This window comes from Bordetella genomosp. 13 (assembly GCF_002119665.1).
Taxonomy (GTDB): domain Bacteria; phylum Pseudomonadota; class Gammaproteobacteria; order Burkholderiales; family Burkholderiaceae_B; genus Bordetella.
Window position 1 is genome coordinate 3,905,299 of the sequence record NZ_CP021111.1, and the last position, 12,877, is coordinate 3,918,175.

12 protein-coding genes and 2 tRNA genes are annotated in these 12,877 nt (G+C 67.9%); 5 read left to right on the forward strand and 9 right to left on the reverse strand.

What is annotated here, in order from left to right; genetic code table 11:
* Positions 1-92: 92 nt before the first annotated feature.
* The 7 genes from secG to CAL15_RS17500 all read right to left on the reverse strand — a co-directional run bounded on the left by secG (position 93) and on the right by CAL15_RS17500 (position 5,717).
* Entirely contained in the window at positions 93-587 is a 495-nt protein-coding gene (gene secG, locus CAL15_RS17470) for a preprotein translocase subunit SecG (RefSeq protein ID WP_086079755.1), read from the reverse strand.
* Positions 588-607: 20 nt separating this feature from the next.
* Positions 608-1,354 (reverse strand): triose-phosphate isomerase, encoded by a 747-nt coding sequence (gene tpiA, locus CAL15_RS17475; RefSeq protein ID WP_086079756.1) that lies wholly within the window; start codon positions 1,352-1,354, stop codon positions 608-610.
* 170 nt (positions 1,355-1,524) lie between these two features.
* Positions 1,525-2,502, reverse strand: a complete 978-nt coding sequence (locus CAL15_RS17480; RefSeq protein WP_086079757.1) for an NAD(P)H-quinone oxidoreductase — start codon at positions 2,500-2,502, stop codon at positions 1,525-1,527.
* 63 nt (positions 2,503-2,565) lie between these two features.
* Positions 2,566-2,655: transfer RNA gene (locus CAL15_RS17485), tRNA-Ser, on the reverse strand.
* Positions 2,656-2,754: 99 nt separating this feature from the next.
* On the reverse strand, positions 2,755-3,426 hold the full coding sequence (locus CAL15_RS17490; protein WP_086079758.1) for an RraA family protein: 672 nt from the start codon (positions 3,424-3,426) through the stop codon (positions 2,755-2,757).
* A 22-nt stretch (positions 3,427-3,448) separates the two neighbouring features.
* Entirely contained in the window at positions 3,449-4,696 is a 1,248-nt protein-coding gene (locus CAL15_RS17495; protein ID WP_086079759.1) for an alpha-hydroxy acid oxidase, read from the reverse strand.
* 121 nt (positions 4,697-4,817) lie between these two features.
* On the reverse strand, positions 4,818-5,717 hold the full coding sequence (locus CAL15_RS17500) for a LysR family transcriptional regulator (protein ID WP_086081163.1): 900 nt from the start codon (positions 5,715-5,717) through the stop codon (positions 4,818-4,820).
* Positions 5,718-5,939: 222 nt separating this feature from the next.
* On the opposite strand from CAL15_RS17500, the gene CAL15_RS17505 reads away from it, so the two are divergent.
* Together CAL15_RS17505 and CAL15_RS17510 are read left to right on the forward strand one after the other, a co-directional pair.
* Complete coding sequence (locus CAL15_RS17505; protein ID WP_232468010.1) at positions 5,940-6,929, forward strand: tripartite tricarboxylate transporter substrate binding protein; 990 nt, start codon at positions 5,940-5,942, stop codon at positions 6,927-6,929.
* A 10-nt stretch (positions 6,930-6,939) separates the two neighbouring features.
* Positions 6,940-7,839 carry an NAD(P)-dependent oxidoreductase gene (locus tag CAL15_RS17510; protein ID WP_086079760.1) on the forward strand — a complete coding sequence of 300 codons (900 nt, stop codon included), beginning with the start codon at positions 6,940-6,942 and terminating at the stop codon, positions 7,837-7,839.
* 93 nt (positions 7,840-7,932) lie between these two features.
* Here the strand turns inward: CAL15_RS17510 and CAL15_RS17515 are convergent, their stop codons facing one another.
* Both CAL15_RS17515 and CAL15_RS17520 read right to left on the reverse strand, forming a co-directional pair.
* Positions 7,933-9,255 carry a ParB/Srx family N-terminal domain-containing protein gene (locus tag CAL15_RS17515; RefSeq protein ID WP_086081165.1) on the reverse strand — a complete coding sequence of 441 codons (1,323 nt, stop codon included), beginning with the start codon at positions 9,253-9,255 and terminating at the stop codon, positions 7,933-7,935.
* Positions 9,256-9,432: 177 nt separating this feature from the next.
* On the reverse strand, positions 9,433-10,737 hold the full coding sequence (locus tag CAL15_RS17520; RefSeq protein ID WP_332455551.1) for a ParB/Srx family N-terminal domain-containing protein: 1,305 nt from the start codon (positions 10,735-10,737) through the stop codon (positions 9,433-9,435).
* 193 nt (positions 10,738-10,930) lie between these two features.
* Between CAL15_RS17520 and CAL15_RS17525 the strand changes: the two genes are divergently transcribed.
* From CAL15_RS17525 to CAL15_RS17535, 3 genes are all read left to right on the forward strand, one after another.
* Positions 10,931-11,015: transfer RNA gene (locus CAL15_RS17525), tRNA-Leu, on the forward strand.
* Between the two features lie 109 nt (positions 11,016-11,124).
* Positions 11,125-12,099, forward strand: coding sequence for a helix-turn-helix transcriptional regulator (locus tag CAL15_RS17530; RefSeq protein ID WP_086079762.1), 975 nt, complete (start codon positions 11,125-11,127; stop codon positions 12,097-12,099).
* Between the two features lie 170 nt (positions 12,100-12,269).
* Positions 12,270-12,866, forward strand: coding sequence for a PIN domain-containing protein (locus CAL15_RS17535; RefSeq protein WP_086079763.1), 597 nt, complete (start codon positions 12,270-12,272; stop codon positions 12,864-12,866).
* Positions 12,867-12,877: the final 11 nt, after the last annotated feature.

Sequence of the window (12,877 nt, forward strand, 5' to 3'; positions counted from 1 at the left end):
GCAAAACACGCATCGTGCTTGCCCTGTCGTCGCCCTGCCCTGCTTCGCGAACGCGTGGTGCGTTGCGCCCTTTGCGGACAGGGCCTGCCGGCTTACTTTGCCGGCGCGGCAGGCGCGGCAGGCGCGGCGGGCGTCTGCGCGGGAGCCGGAGCCTGCGGCACCGACTTGTCCACCGCGGACGGCGTGGCGGGCGCAGCGGGCGCGGCCGGGGCGGCAGGAGCGGCTGGCACCGAGCTATCACCCGCACCCGCGCCAGGCGCCGACGGAGCGCCGCCCGGCACTTGCGGCACCGAACGGTCTTGATAGTTCTGCATCACGCCGCTTTCGACGCCACCGGGGCGGCCGACTTGCAGCGAGTGCGTGACGTACGCCAGACCGGCGGTGGAGATGAAGAACACGACCGCGGCCCACTTGGTGGAGCGCGACAGGAAATTGGCAGCGCCCGAAGCGCCGAACAGGCTGCCGGCGGAGCCGGTGCCGAATGCCGATCCCATGTCGGCGCCCTTGCCCTGCTGCAGCAGGACCAGCACGATGATCGCCAAGGCCGACAGGACCTGGATGATCAGCAGGACAGTATTGATAGACATGAAAAACTCCGAACGGAAACTTAGGCTGCGGCGATGCGCAGGAATTCTTCGGCCACCAGCGACGCGCCGCCCACCAGGGCGCCATCGATGTCGGGCATGGCAAACAGCGTGGCGGCATTGGCGGCCTTGACGCTGCCGCCGTACAGGACCTGTACGTGATCGACCCCCAGCCCTTGCAGCGCCACGCGGATGGCGCCATGCACTTCCTGGGCCTGTTCGGGGGTGGCGGTGCGGCCGGTGCCGATGGCCCAGACCGGTTCATACGCCAGCACCATGCGGCCCAGCGCGTCCGCGCCCAGGGCCAGCACCGGGGCCAGCTGGCGCTGGATGACGCCCAGGGTGTTGCCGCCCTCGCGCTCGTCCAGCGACTCACCCACGCATACCACCGGGGTCAGGCCAGAGGCCAGCGCGGCGGCGGCCTTGTCGGCGACCAGTTGGTCGGTCTCACCGTGCAGCGTGCGGCGCTCGGAATGGCCGACCAGCGCCCAGCGGCAGCCGAATTCCTTCAGCATGGGGGCCGAGACTTCGCCGGTGTAGGCGCCTTTCTCGTGCTTGCTGACGTCCTGCGCGCCCCAGGCCACGGTGCTGCCTTCCAGCAACTGCTGCGTCTGCGCCAGGTACGGAAACGGCACGCAAACCCCGAACTGGCAATGCGCGGCGGCATCCGCGGTACGCAGGGCGTCCAGTAATGCGGCGTTCTCGGCCAGCGTGCCGTGCATTTTCCAGTTGCCCAGCACGAGGCGGGCGCGGGGTTCGGTCGTAGTCATGGCGGGCGTTGGGGGTGACGTTTTACAGGATCCTGGAGATCTCTAGGTAGAGTCTGTGTCTGCGCGTTGTCTACGTAGACCGTTTGTGCAGACGAAGACCGGAACGGAAAATCCCGGTCAAACCCAAGATTGTATCCTGTTGGCGACCAACACGCCCGACCGTTACAGCATCACAGCGTCAGGATGATCTTCCCGATGTTGTCGCCGGCTTCCATCATGGCATGGCCCGCGGCGGCCTGCTCCAGCGGCATGGTCGCGTGGATGACAGGCTTGATGGCGCCGGATTCCAGCAGCGGCCACACGCGCGCCTGCAGCGCGCGGGCGATCGCGCCCTTGAAGGCCACGGGCCGCGGACGCAGCGTGGAGCCGGTGATGGTGATGCGACGGCGCAACACGTGATTGCAGTCCACCGCCGCGTGCGCGCCGCCCAGCAGCGCGATGATGACGATGCGGCCGTCGTCCGCCAGGCACTTGATGTTGCGCGCGATGTAGTCGCCCGCCACCATGTCGAGGATGACGTTGACGCCCGCGCCGCCCGTGGCGTCCAGCACTTCCTTCACGAAGTCCTGCGACTTGTAGTTGATGCCCTTGGTGGCGCCCAGTTCCTCGACCGCGCGCACGCGGTCGTCGCTGCCCACGGTGGCGTATACCTTGTTGCCCATGGCGCGGGCGATCTGGATGGCCGTGGTGCCGATGCCGCTGGCCCCGCCGTGCACCAGCAGCGATTCGCCTTCGGCCAGCATGCCGCGATCGAACACGTTGCTCCAGACGGTGAAGTAGGTTTCCGGCAGGCCCGCGGCCTCGATGGGCGTCAGGCCTTTGGGAATGGGCAGGCATTGCGCGGCCGGGGCCACGCAGAACTCGGCATAGCCGCCGCCCGCCACCAGCGCGCACACCTGGTCGCCCAGCGCCAGTCCGGCCGCGGCCGCATCGCCCGCGATGATCTCGCCTGCGACTTCCAGGCCCGGCAGGTCGGAAATGCCCGGAGGCGGGGCGTAGCTACCCTTGCGCTGGAAGACGTCGGGGCGGTTGATGCCCGCCGCCGCCACCTTGATCAGGACCTCGCCAGGGCCGGGCTCTGGCACGGGACGATCGACCGGAACCAGAACCTCGGGACCGCCCGGCTTGGAAATCTCGATTGCACGCATGGATGCCTCCAACTTGATGGAAGCCCTATTATCCCGGTCCTGCGAGGATTCACGAAGCGCGCCTGGCGGAAGCGGTGGGATTCGAACCCACGAAGGGTATGAACCCTTGCCGGTTTTCAAGACCGGTGCCTTCAACCGCTCGGCCACACTTCCTTGTCGATGCCCGCCGCGGCCGCCACGCAGGCGGCCCGGGCTCGATGGGGTTGCCATGATAATCCATATGGCGTGCACGCGTACGCGCCGCCGCGCGCCTCACCCCAGCCGGGGCAGCCCGGCCTGCGCCAGCGCATCGTCCAGCCAGGGCGATACGAGCTGCCCGTTGGCGATCTCTTCCAGCCGCTGGCCCTCCGCCGCCACTTTCTTCTCGGCGGCCTCCAGCACGGCGGGCACGTCGCGGCGCGGGATCACCACGATGCCGTCGATGTCGCCCACGACCAGGTCGCCCGGCTCGACGGCCACGCCGCCCACCGATACCGGTTGCGCCAGGCGTCCGGGCAATCCCTTCGTGGGACCGCAGGGATTCGTGCCCGCGGCGAAGATCGGGAAGTCGCCAGCGGCCAACACCGAAGTGTCGCGCGATGCCGCGTCGACGACGAAGCCGCCCAGGCCGGCGGCCTTCGCCTGGGTGACCATCAGTTCGCCGAACAGCGCGCAGGTGTCATCGGCCTTGCCGTCCACCACCAGCACGTCGCCCGGGCGGGCCACGGCCAGGGCCACATGGAACATCAGGTTGTCCCCGGGCCGCACCTCGACGGTATAGGCCGGCCCGCATACCGACATGCCCGGGCTCAATGCGCGGATGCGCGCATTCATGGTGCCGCGGCGGCCCGCCACGTCGCACAGGATGGCCGCCTGGTAGCGCCGCGCCCGCTCCACCAGCGCCGGGGCCACGCGTTCGAATTCCGCTGTCTTCCGATAGTCCATTGCTGCTCCTTGTAATGTCGATTCAGCGAGCCTGGTCCAGCCTGACCAAAAAGGACTCGTCCAGTTGCGCGAGGCTGGTGATGCCCAGCATGCCCATGTTGCGCGCGATCTCGTCATGCATGAGGCGCAGCGCATGGCGCACGCCGGCCTCGCCCGCGACTGCCGCGGCGTAGTTGAAGGGCCGGCCGGCGAACACGCAGCGCGCGCCCAGCGCCATGGCCTTGAGCGCGTCGGTGCCGCGACGTACGCCGCTGTCCAGCATCACGGTCATCGAGCCGGCCTCTTGCATGATCTCGGGCAGCACCCGCAGCGGCGATACCGCGCCGTCGAGCTGGCGGCCGCCGTGGTTGGACACGATCACCCCATCGATGCCGATCTCGCGCGCGCGGCGCGCGTCTTCCGCGGCCAGGATGCCCTTCAGCACCAGAACCCCTCGCCAGCGGCGGCGGATCTGCGCCGCGTGCGACCAATCGACATAGCCTCGTTCGGAGAGATCGCGCATCACGTGGCGCGACAGGATGGGCGCGCCGCGCGTGGCGTAGTTGTTCTCGAAGTGCGGCATGCCATGGCGCAGCAGCGTGCGCAGGAACGTGCCGCAGAGCCAGCGCGGGTGCGTGACGCCCTGCCAGGCCAGCGCGAGGCTGGGCTTGAGCGGCGTGCTGAATCCCGTGCGCACGTTGTTCTCGCGATTGGCCGTGACGGGCGTGTCGGCCGTCAGCACCAATGTCTCCACGCCGGCCGCCGCCACCCGATCGATGAGCGCGCCGATCTGCGCGGCATCGCCCGGCAGGTAGGCTTGGAACCATGTGCCGGGCGCGGCATCCATCACCTCTTCCAGCCGGATCAGCGACGACCCGCTCATGATGCAGGGCACACCGGCGGCCTGGGCCGCCCGCGCCAGCACGATGTCGCCGCGATAGGCGGTAAGCGCGGTGATGCCCATGGGCGCGATGCCGACCGGCGAACGGTAGCGTTGGCCGAATATCTCCACGTCCTGCCGCCGGGCCGATACGTCCACCAGCACCCGCGTGCGAAACCCATACTGCGAGAACGCGGCGCGGTTGTCGGCTTCGGAATGGCGGTCTTCGACGGAACCGGAGACGTAGCCGAACAGGGGCGCGGGCAGATGCCGGCGCGCGGCCGATTCGAAATCGTGCAGGGACAGCACGCCGCGCAGACGCCGCGACGGCGCCTGCGCGGCCACGCGCTCAGGCTGCGCGACAGGCGTGGCCAGGGATTCGGATTCGGCAAGACCGGGCGTGGTCGGCATGCGGCAGGCTCGCGGCAAGTGAACAACCCGGCGGACTATATCGGCATCGGACCATCGAATAAAGCGAAAATATTCGATGCCAATTCATGGCATTTATCGAACGACCCGGCCGCGTCGCGGCTCACCACAAGGGATGCGGCGCCGCGAAATCCACTTCGTCGAGCACGCGTTCCCGCATGGCGGCGATCAGCGACCGGATGTCGTCGCGCCGGCATTGGAACGAATAGTCCAGCGTGCGCAGCGGCGGATCGCTTTCGATGGCGATGATGGCGTGGCGGTCGCACAGCGGCCGCAGCCAGGCCTCGGGAAAGAAGGCCACGCCCACGCCCGCCGCCACCATGCCCGCGATGGCGCCCATGTTGTTGCAGGTCAACTGGCGCGATACGTTCAGCGCATTTTCCTGCAGCCAGGCCTCGAAGATCCGGGTCGAGCCCGCGCCCGGCGGCATGGTGATCACGGTCATGTCGCGCAGCAGGGTCGGCGTCAGCCGGTCGATGCCTTCCAGTTGCGCGGCCGCGCCCGCCCAGCGATAGCGCACCTCGGCGATGGTCGTGGACGCGATGGCCGGCCGCGAGGACCATCCCGCGATCACCGCGAAGTCGAGCTCGCCGCTCTCGACACGGCGCTCGAGGTTGCGGCCCACGTCCACGTGCGGCTCCAGCCGCAGATCGGGATAGTCGCGGCGGCAGCGCGCCACGAACTTCGGCAGCCAGCTCATCGCGGCCAGCTCGCCCATGCCGAAACGGCAGACGCCCTGCAGGCTGCCGTCGCGCCCCAGCGTGGCGCGGGCGCGGGAGCGGGCATCGAGAATGTCGCGGGCCAGCGGCAGCAGCATCTCTCCTTCGGCCGTCAGCGTGGAGCGATGGCCGCTGCGGTCGAACAGGACCTTGCCCAGGTCGGCTTCAAGTTCGGTGATGCGCTTGGAGAGCGACGACTGCGACAGGTGCAGGTGGGCGGCCGCCACGGCAAAGCTGGACGACAGGGCCGCCGCATAGAAGGCTTCGAGCTGTTTGAAAGTCATGAAGTGGTCCGTGCCCGGCGTGCCGTCTGCACGCATGGAGTCGCTGCGCGCGCCTGCACGCCACGCGGCGGCCTTTCGGGCAATTGATCGATAAAAGCGACGAAGATTGACGGAAATTTATCACTTTCTCCTATCTTGGCTTGTTGCTAGAGTGCCTGCACACAAGCCGGCCGTTCGAGCCGGAAGACCAAGCCTGCTCCACAGAGAGCGGAGGAGACCGCCTTGATCATCAGCCCCCGGAAACGCATGGCCGGCGTCGCGCTGGCCGCCGCCATGGCAGCCGCGCTGGTCGCGCCCGCGGCCGCGCAGGAATGGACCCCGACCAAGCCCATCGAAATCTACGTGGGCTTCGCGCCCGGCGGATCCGCCGACCAGATCGCGCGCCAGTTGGCCAACGCAGTGAAAGACACGATGCCCGTGCCCGTGGTCGTCATCAACAAGCCCGGTGCGGCCGGCGCGCTGGCCGCGCAGGACGTCGCACAGGCCAAGCCGGACGGCTACCGCATGTTCGTGGGCGGCGGCAGCGAGACGACGTCGGTCGGCAATCACCAGAAGGTGTCGTACGACGCGCGGCGCGACTTCACCCCCGTGTTGAAAGTGGCCAGGCTGCCGTCGGTGCTGGCGGTGCCCGCCAACTCGCCGTTCAAGACCGCGCAGGACCTGATCGCCGCGGCCAAGGCGAAGCCCGGCGCCCTGTCGTATGGGTCCACGGGAGAAGGCAGCCTGTTCCACTCGACCATGCTGGCGTTCGAGGCCAACAGCGGCCTGCGGTTCCTGCACGTGCCGTACAAGGGCGCCGCCGAGTCGCTGCTTGCGCTGGCCTCCGGACAGCTGGACATGGCGTTCGGCGCGCCCGAGGAAGTGAAAGGGCTGATCGACGGCGGCAAGATCCGTCCCATCGCGCTGTTCTCCAAGACGCGCCTGCCCTCCATGCCCAATGTGCCCACCGTGACCGAACTGGGCTATCCCGTGGCGCTGGACAACATGAAGGGCCTGCTGGCCCCCGCCGGACTGCCCGAACCCATCTACCGCTACTTGAACAAGACCTTCCACGATGCGCTGCAGAGCCCTGCGTGGAAGTCGTACGCGCAGAACAGCGGCCTGACGACCGACTATGCGGACGGGCCGGCTTTCCAGAAGGAGATCAACGACAGCTATGCGCTGATCGGCGACTCGCTGCGCACCATCCGCGCCGCCAGCGCGGCCAAATGAGGAGAACCGCATGACCCCAACCGACGACCGCAGCGTGGGCTTCATCGGCCTGGGCATCATGGGCAGCGGCATGGCCGCGTCGCTGCTGCGCCGAGGCTATGAAGTGGCCGTGCACAACCGCACGCGCGCCGCGGAAGCGAAGCTCGTCGCCGCCGGCGCCACCGCGGCGGGGTCGCCTGCCGAGGTCGCGCGCCGCGCACGCGTCGTCATGCTCTGCCTGTCGGACACTGCCGCGGTCGAGGCCGTGCTGTTCGGTCCCGACGGCCTGGCTGGGGCGCTGCCGGCCGGCAGCCACGTCATCGACACCAGCACCATTGCGGCGTCCGCCACGCGCAGGCACGCGCAGCGCCTGGCCGAGCGCGGCATCTCGCTGGTGGATGCGCCCGTCAGCGGCGGCCAGGCGGCCGCGCAGTCGGGCGAACTCAGCTGCATGGCGGGCGGCACAGAGGCCGCTTTCGATCATTGCCTGCCCTATCTGCAGGCTATCGCCACGCGCGTGCTGCGCATGGGCGACAACGGCGCGGGTCAGGTCGCCAAGGCATGCAACCAGGTCGCGGTAAGCGCCGTCATGCTGGGCGTGGCCGAAGCCTTCGCGCTGGCCCGGGCCAATGGCGTGGATCCTGCGGCCGTGCGCGAGGCCCTGTTGGGCGGCGCGGCGCGCAGCAATATTCTCGAGAAGAACGCCGTGCGGCTGCTGCAGGACGACTACAAGCCCGGCTTTCGCGCCGGCCTGATGCACAAGGACCTGCGCCTGGCGCTGGAGTGCGGCACGGATGCGGGCGCGTACATGCCCGTGGCCGCCACCGTTCTGCAGCTGCTGCAGGCCGCATGCAACACGGGGCATGCACAGGAAGACTGGAGCGTGGTGGGCAAGCTCGTCGCCGACCTGGCGCAGGCGCGCCACGCCTGATCGGTTCCACAATGAAAACGCCCCGAGGCCAGTGGCCATCGGGGCGTGATGCTTGAAGCGGCGAGCCCGGCCCGCCCCTTCTTCATGCCGGGATCAATAGCCCCAGCAGGTACCGGCAGCCGGCTTGCCGCAAGCGCGGTAGTTCGCCGAGAACCACAGCTTGCCCGCGCCGCGCGGTTCGCCGTCGCCGTTAGTGTCATCGCGAGCGATGTCTTCGAGCTCGCCCAGCGCATCCTCGGTGTCGGGATCGTTCGGCACGACCAGGGCGATACGGCCCAGCTCGGTGGCGGTGGTGGAACCGTAGATCAGTTCGAACTCGCTCGTGGTGCCCATGATCAGCGACACGTCACGCACGGCAGCGGGATAGCTGAAATCGTCGCCGGTCTTGAGCAGGTTCTCGTCCAGCGCGCTTTCCGCCAGCACGTCCGCCACATTGGTCGCGTTGGCGACCATGTTGTAGTGGGACAGGGCCGGGATCTGGCCGGCGGTCTGCTTGCGGCGGATCCAGTCGCCCCACAGGAACTCCGCGAACTCCGGCAGGTCGCCCGACACATAGGCGATGTCGCGGGTGAAATAGACCAACGAACGATAGCGGTCTTCGGCCATGCCGCCGGGTTCGGTGTCGTTGGCCAGGCCCAGGCGCGTGGGCAGTTGGTCGACGGTGATCGAGTTGTTGTCGCCATCGCGCAGCCAGGTCTTGTTCTCGTCGACCATGCGCTGCCAGAAGGCTTCACGGGTGGGCAGGTCGCTGTAGTTGGCGTCGACGCGCACGTACACTTCCAGCTTGGGGCCGCCGTCGGCGATCTCGCGCAGCGAGCTGAACGAGTGGTGACCGTCGGTCAGGTACAGGTTGCCGTCCCAGCCGATCACCACCGTCTTCATTGCGGCCTTGTCATCCGGATCCGCACCCGGCTCGCTCTGGCACTCGAACGTCGAGGGATCGTCCAGGCGCGCGGCCCGCACCGCGTCGATGCTGGTGAACTCGACGACGTCGTGCTGGCCCGTGTCTTCGCAATAGTCACCGAACTTCTTGCCGACGGTGCGGTTCAGGTAGTCGAGCTGCAGGACGGGATCGGCGGCCCAGGTGGGACGGTCGAAGTCGCCCTGCCAGCGGCCCAGCTTGTAGTAGACCTGGTCATAGCCCAGCCCCGGCTGCGTCGGAATCAGTTCCTCGATGCGAACCTTCAGGATGTCGCCGCTCTTGGCACCGAGGTAGGCCGTGTTGCGCGACGGCGTGTCTTCCGGAGGCGTGGGGGCCGGCTCCGTGACGGGCGGCGTATTGTCCGCGACTTCGTCGTCGTCATCGTCGCTGCCGCCGCAGGCGGCCAGCGCCAGCGGGATCAGCGCCAGGGCTATCAGGTGGGTGGCGCGACGCCGCAGGGGCATCCACGGTTTGGACGGAGATTCGGTCAGCATGGGCATGATGGTTTGTGTTCTTCTGGCTGTGGAAAAGCCTGCCATGCTGTCGTTGCATCATGTCACTAGTATTGCAGCCCGTTGTCGGTCTCCAGCTCGAAAGGGCTGCCGCTCGGCGGGGCCGCGCGCGCATGATGCGGCGGCACCCGCCTTTTGCCGAGTCGGCAGATCATCCAATCAATAAAACCAGCACGTGGCCGTCTGCTTGCCGCAGACGCGGTAGTTGGCCGCGTACCATAGCTTGCCGGCGGTGCGCGGATGGCCGCCATCCGTGTCGTCCTGGGAGATATCCGCCAACTCCTGGCGTGCATCCTCAGTGTCGGGTTCGCCGGCCACCCACTGGATGCGTCCCAGCTGTGCCGCGGTCGTGGCCCCATAGATCGGCTCGGAGTCGCTCGTCGCCGCCATGAGGATGGAGACGTCGCGGACGGCGGCGGCGTAGCTGATGTCACTGCCGTCAGGCTCGGGGTCCAGCGTCGGGGTCACCGGGCTCGATCCCAGTACCAGGGCCCGGTTGGCCGTGTTAGCCACTAGTGTGTAGTCGGACAGCGGCTTGAGCTGCCCCGCGTCCTGCTTGCGGCGGATCCAGTCGGCCCACAGATACTCGGCGAATTCCGGCAGGTCGTCCGCCACATAGGCGATGTCGCGGGTGAAGTACACCAGCGAACGATAGCGGTCTTCGGCCATGCCGCCGGGCTCGGTGTCGTTGGCCAGGCCGAGGCGCGTGGGCAGCTGGTCGACCGTGATGGCGTTGCCGTTGCCGTCACGCAACCAGGTCTTGTCGTTGTCGATCATGCGCTGCCAGAAAGCCTCGCGGGTAGGCTCGTTACTGTAGTTGTCGTCGACGCACACGTAGACTTGCAGCTTGGCGCCGCCATCGGCCATCTCGCGCAGCGCGCTGAACGAGTGGTGGCCATCGGTCAGGTACAGGTTGCCATCCCAGCCGACCATCACCGTCTTCATCGCGGCCTTGTCGTCCGGATCCGCGCCCGGCTCGCTCTGGCACTGGAACGTCGAGGGATCGTCCAGGCGGGCGGCGCGCACCGCGTCGATGCTGGTGAACTCGACGAAGTCGTGCTGGCCCGTGTCCTCGCAGTAGTCGCCAAATTTTTTGCCGACGGTGCGGTTCAGGTAGTCGAGCTGCAGGACGGGATCGGCGGCCCAGTCGGAACGATCGAAGTCGCCCTGGCAGCGGCCCAGCTTGTAGTAGATCTGGTCATAGCCCAGACTGGGTTGCGTCGGGATCAGCTCTTCGATGCGAACCTGCAGGACATCGCCGGCCTTGGCGTTCAGGTATGCGGTATTGCGGGTTGGTTTTTCTTCGTCCGGTGCAGGCGCGGGTTCGGCGACGGGCGGCGTGTTGTCGAGGGCCTCGTCATCGTCGTCGCCGTTGCCGCCGCAGGCGGCCAGCGCAAGGGGGAACAGTGCAAGCGCCATCATGCGCGAGACGCGGCGTTGGAGAGCGATCCGGGATGGGGACACGAGGGCAGTCTCTTTGGGCATGACGCGTTGAAGGGGTCTTGTTTGGCGGGCGATGTGGTCGCTGCAGTTGTAACGGACGGTTGCAGCGCGTCGCCACCATACACGACGCGAGCGCGCGGGAGCAAGAAATGGCCGATGGTATAGTTGCCGCCTCTTTTCCGCCGGACGCGCCCGCGGCTATCCGGCGCATGCCGCACCCATGGCGAAATTGGTAGACGCAAGGGACTTAAAATCCCTCGCCGCAAGGCGTCCCGGTTCGATTCCGGGTGGGTGCACCATCCCCAATATTGCCGCCACACCGCACGCCGTTTCGCGCACAGCAGTGTTATCGTTACCAGCTTTGAAACATCCCGTCACCTGCAGCTCTACTCTGAATATCGACAGGGCATGGACGCAACCACGAGGGAAGAAGCCGAGCTGGTCGGCAAGCTCTACGCCGGCATTCTCCACGCGGACCGCTGGCAACAGGCTCTCAGCGCGGTGACGGCGCACGTGGGCGGCCACCATGCCGCCCTGATGATGGTCGAGCCCAATAGCAAGGGATTGGCCGTGGAGTCCGGCGCGGCCCTGATGCGCGGCGCCGGCGACACCGAAGACGTCTTCGAGGGCCAGGGCATAGGCGCGCTGATGTGCGCGCCACTGGTGCGCCTGCCCGGCGGCGAGTGGTACATCTCGTTCCAGCGTGCGCGCGACAGCGGCCCCTTCACGCCCGAGCACGAACGCGCGCTGCTGCGCCTGGTGCCGCACCTGCGGGAATCGGTGCGCCTGCGGCTGCGCCTTACCGAGACGGAACGACAGGCGGCGCTGGCCAAGGCGTCGATGGACGCGATCGCCGCGCCCTTGCTGGTTGTGGATGCCGATGGCATGGTGGTGCTGGCCAATATCCGCGGCGAACGCTGGCTGATACAGAACGAGAAGCGCCTGGCCACGCACGGGCGCTGGCAGCGCGTCCTGCAGGCCGCCTGCGGCAAGGACGGCCCGGCTCGCGTCGGCGCGTGCCGGCTGCAAGGACCGCAGGAAGACTACATCGTGGCCACGCCGCTGGCCCCCGATCATCGCTACGCGGCCTCGCATCCCCAGCCCCTGGCAATGGTGCTGGTGCGCAGCGCCTCGGGCCAGCCGCTGTCGCTTCAGGGCTCGCTGGCCGAGGTATTCCGCCTGACGCCGGCAGAGACGAGACTGCTGGAACTGCTGCAGCAGGACATGAGCCTGGCCGAAGCCGCGAAGACGCTGGGTGTAAGCTACGCCACCGTCAAGACCCAACTGGCCTCGCTGTTCGACAAGACCGGCGCGCGTCGCCAGGCGGAACTGCTGCTGCTGGTTACCCGCCTGAGCATGGCGGCCGTGCACGGCGGCGATTGAACGCGGCGCCGGACCGCCGCCGCGCGTCACGCATCCGCGCGGCATTCCACCCCACGCGGCCGGCATGACGCACATGCGGCAGAAACCATCGGCCGCGCGTACGGTTGCCAAGCGCCCCTGTTGGCGTAAAAATCCCGCACCGCCCTCCGCTGCGCGCGCAGTCGTTTCCGATGCCCTCTCCCGCTTCAGACTTCCCGCCTTTCATCGTCCTGGACGCCTGCGTGATGATGTCCACCGTCCTGCGGCAACTGCTGCTGCGCGTGGCCGATGTCGGCGTCTTCCTGCCCGTCTGGACCGAGCGCATCGGCGAGGAATGGCGTCGCAACGCGGCGCGCCTGTGGCAGATTCCCCACGAGACGCTGGCGACACAATGGGACGAGATGAATCGGCGCTTTCCCACCGCCATGGAAACCGACACGCAGGCCTACGAGGGCGCGCTGCGCTACAGCGATCCCAAGGATTTCCACGTCATCGCCGCGGGCCTGGCGCGTCGCGCGCGCTGCGGGCTGCAGTACACACCGGTAGTACAGGTGATGACCTGGAACCTGAAGGACTTCAACCGTTCGGAACTGCGCCGCCAGGGCATGGACGCTTACGGGCCGGACCATCTGCTGGCGCAATGGTGGCAGGCCGGCCCGCACCGCCTGGCGCAGGCCATACAGCAGGTGCCGCAGGACTACGTAGCGCTGGGCCGCGAGCCCGAGCCACTGGCCGACACCCTGCACCGTGAAAGGCTGTACCGCCTGAAGGCGCTGGCCGCCAGCTAGGCGGGCCCCAG

Bases quoted from the DNA above. Each gene is read 5' to 3' on its own strand.
- CAL15_RS17510 (WP_086079760.1), top strand. From the start codon at position 6,940: ATGACCCCAACCGACGACCGCAGCGTGGGCTTCATCGGCCTGGGCATC.
- CAL15_RS17535 (WP_086079763.1), top strand. From the start codon at position 12,270: ATGCCCTCTCCCGCTTCAGACTTCCCGCCTTTCATCGTCCTGGACGCC.
- CAL15_RS17495 (WP_086079759.1), bottom strand. From the start codon at position 4,696: ATGCCGACCACGCCCGGTCTTGCCGAATCCGAATCCCTGGCCACGCCT.
- secG (WP_086079755.1), bottom strand. From the start codon at position 587: ATGTCTATCAATACTGTCCTGCTGATCATCCAGGTCCTGTCGGCCTTG.
- CAL15_RS17490 (WP_086079758.1), bottom strand. From the start codon at position 3,426: ATGGACTATCGGAAGACAGCGGAATTCGAACGCGTGGCCCCGGCGCTG.
- CAL15_RS17500 (WP_086081163.1), bottom strand. From the start codon at position 5,717: ATGACTTTCAAACAGCTCGAAGCCTTCTATGCGGCGGCCCTGTCGTCC.
- CAL15_RS17515 (WP_086081165.1), bottom strand. From the start codon at position 9,255: ATGCTGACCGAATCTCCGTCCAAACCGTGGATGCCCCTGCGGCGTCGC.
- tpiA (WP_086079756.1), bottom strand. From the start codon at position 1,354: ATGACTACGACCGAACCCCGCGCCCGCCTCGTGCTGGGCAACTGGAAA.
- CAL15_RS17530 (WP_086079762.1), top strand. From the start codon at position 11,125: ATGGACGCAACCACGAGGGAAGAAGCCGAGCTGGTCGGCAAGCTCTAC.
- CAL15_RS17480 (WP_086079757.1), bottom strand. From the start codon at position 2,502: ATGCGTGCAATCGAGATTTCCAAGCCGGGCGGTCCCGAGGTTCTGGTT.